General features: G+C 38.8%; 3 protein-coding genes. All 3 read right to left on the bottom strand.

The window, feature by feature from the left end; genetic code table 11:
* Window positions 1–5 precede the first annotated feature (5 nt).
* Window positions 6–443, bottom strand: a complete 438-nt coding sequence (locus tag GC093_RS23990; protein ID WP_171654452.1) for a hypothetical protein — start codon at window positions 441–443, stop codon at window positions 6–8.
* Between the two features lie 287 nt (window positions 444–730).
* Window positions 731–1,498, bottom strand: coding sequence for a nucleotidyltransferase domain-containing protein (locus tag GC093_RS23985; protein ID WP_054024997.1), 768 nt, complete (start codon window positions 1,496–1,498; stop codon window positions 731–733).
* Window positions 1,499–1,796: 298 nt separating this feature from the next.
* The coding region (locus tag GC093_RS23980) for a stalk domain-containing protein (protein ID WP_246315187.1) at window positions 1,797–3,146 on the bottom strand (1,350 nt) is incomplete at its 5' end.

The raw sequence follows: 3,146 nt of genomic DNA, 5'->3' as shown, positions 1-3,146 counted from the left end.
AATAATCAGCGAGAGCGTTTGCTAAAGTCATCCCAATAATGATTGCAAATTTCTTTTAAGCCTTCAAGTGAGATCGGGTTACGCTCCGGGTCATATATGTAAATTTCACTTGCCTTAACGTTAAGATATCCGAAGGACTGCCCTCCGTTGATACTGCAAAATACCTTTACATTCTCCTCACTAATATGTGTCTTCAGAATTTCAATGTCAAGTTTGTTTAGTTCCTTAAAGTCTCGAATTATCTCACTCGTATCAACGTCTTCTAAGAACATCTCAGCAGGATAAATAAGTTTTACGATGATGCCTCTAAATTGAGGCTTAATTAGTTCAGCAAGATACATAATGTCGATTGTACATTCAATCCCATCAACGGTACCCCTGATGTCTTCTACACCACCATCATGGAAAATACTGAAAAGCAATTCCAGATTTTCTAAGTTCAAATGTATTTCCTCCAATAATCGACTGGTAACAACCCTTTTTTACATCTTCTGTATCGTTAATCTTCCAGTTAGCGCAGCAAGGTCTACCGGTCAATCACGCGCCAGCCCTTTAACTATACTGTATGAGCTATCGTTCCCAGTTAGCTCAATAATCTTATGTTTTAATTAGAGTCGCTGCTTATAGTTGTGAGGCTTGCCGAACACCTAATGCAGTGACGTCCCGACGGGCTTAGGGGGCTGGATGTGGTCATTCGCTTCTCAGAGTGACCCGGAGCGTCAATATGGTGTTAGCCGAAGGAAGTTCTGGAAGCAGCCATTGCATTTAAGGCGTTCTCAAAATAGCTATATACTTCATCTGCAATTCCCAGAAACTCTTCAACAAGTACATTACTATCCAAGTAACAAGCATACAGATAATCAACTAAAGCGGAGTCAATCTCACAATAGTTTAATATAGCATTCTTCATCTTAATAATGTCATCTTGCCATACACCTGTATCTTCTAAAACCAAAGAGTATAATGCACGAATTAATCTCTTAGAGTAACCTTTAATATATCTAGTTTTCATTGTGTTATCACTAGCATTAGAAAGTAAACTATGTATACGATCTACTTCCTCCTTGGTCTCTGTATTTAAGTCTAAAATGAACTCTGGAGAAATAATTATCGGTGGTACTTTTTCACCAACGTCATGACCATATATGCAAACACAAATTATCTTTACCCAAAAACCCCACTCATTTGGTTTACTTAATACATCGTCAATCGAGCAAATTATCGTATCAATCTTAGTTACTACTGGATATTCTTCCAAAAGCCTGTCTTTAATATTTGACAATCTTTCGTAATCAATATCTTTGGGATTTACACATACAATAGTAAAGTCTGCATCTGACTTAAAAGGTTTAGCAGTTCCTTTTGGAATCGAGCCACACATATAAATGCTATGAATCTTACCTTTAAATTCGGTAAGTATATTATCTATATACTTATCAACAAAATCCTTATATTCACTTTGTATTACAATTCTATTTATAACTTTTTCTAATATCATATAGACTCCTCCTAAACTAAGAACTTCTTTCGGTTAACGTCTTTTTTGCGAACTTCGTAAATTCGTCATGACTTAAGTTATTCGCGAAATCATTCAACTATCACTGCCGTTAGCACAACGCGGCTGCCGATTTTAAGCCGGCAACCGCGTCGTAGTTATTTATTATGCTGGTTCACCGTTAGTTCAATAAGGAAAATCTCCTTCGATGCGTAAGTAAGGACTCGATTGCAGTCACGATCAAGAAAAGTCAGCCTCTTACAAGGTGGGGACTAGTTGACGCTTACTTATCCTCCTTTTATTACCTATACAAATGAAACGGGAGTGCGTTAACACCCCCACCGTTTTTACTCCATTGCAAACAACTGACAGTGTACTTGATATTAGCAGGAGTCCCATCTGCTTTGTAGATGCCGTTAAGCTCTATGACGAATTCGTTACCAGCCTTAGGATCCTTAAAGTACGCATCGTCAACTTGAGGTAGGAAGGTAATAGTTGGTCCTTCGCCGTAGTTATCATATAGAATGGTGAAGCCTGGGGTCTGCCAAGGTACAAGATCAACGACACTACCATCAACCACATTAGTAATTTTACCAGTAACATCGTTAATCTCAGGTGTCTTATACTTGTCAGGGTTTAAAGCAATACTCCAAGCTGTTCTTTGCGGAAGCCAAGAAATTGGAAAGTACCCTTTACTTGGCCATTCAATATAATCGTAGTCAGGTTTAATGGGTTGACTTTTATCAGTAACGCGCATAAGGATGCTACTATTTGTGATATTTTTATCATACGAAGCTACTTTACTGCTATAGCCTAATCCAATTTTATAAAGATTAGGATCCAATACCCACCGTCTATGCCCCATATCACTAACTCCATTATCTATAACGGAACTTTTTATTCCATCAGATAATTCAGTCACGGCACTAGTTTCAGCTGTACCACCTATATTACTGGTGCTAGTACCTGCATATGCTTTTTCGAAGAAGGCATTAGTAACACCGTCTGTTTGAACAGGAGTATGGGTATATTGGTCAGTAGCTAATAATAGCACCGATCCATGTTGAGCTATATCATTGTACTCGGAATCTAGTACTAATGTGGGAAGACCTGCCAGTTCACGAACTAGGTTTGCGGTCTTAAGCCCATCTTGTAGAAACCCATTACTTAACTTTCCTGCTGCCAGTGGAGTTATTAGTGAAGGTTTTTCGACAAATCGGTCTCCCTTAAAAGTAGGTGCATACTTATCGAATAGAGCTTCAATACTAGCCATCGTGGTTCCATCGATAGTACGGTCCTTAGCAATGTAAACTTGACGCTCAGATGCAATCCAAGCTACATGCATTTCAAGAGATTCGCTAACGTAACGCAATGGAATCATTGTATTGCCATCAACAAGTTGAGGAGCGACACTAAGTTGAGAAGCAGTACCATTCTTCTTAGCTGTCTTGCTACCAATACTAAGTTCGATTTTGATATTACCTTTTGTACCAGTTACTGTTTGAGTTTTGTTGTCCCATTTGATTTCTGCACCAAGTGCTTCAAAGATGGCGCGCATAGGTACTAAAGTTGTACCAGACTCGATGACAGGGTTTGTAGGCATCTTCAACATCTTACCTTCGATGTTAACTTCGATAGGCATCCAGGAGCC

The sequence above is a fragment of the Paenibacillus foliorum genome (assembly GCF_013141765.1).
In the GTDB taxonomy this organism is placed as follows: Bacteria; Bacillota; Bacilli; order Paenibacillales; family NBRC-103111; genus Paenibacillus_S; species Paenibacillus_S foliorum.
Note: the sequence above shows the minus strand (reverse complement) of the source record. Positions and strands in the feature narration are given on the sequence as shown.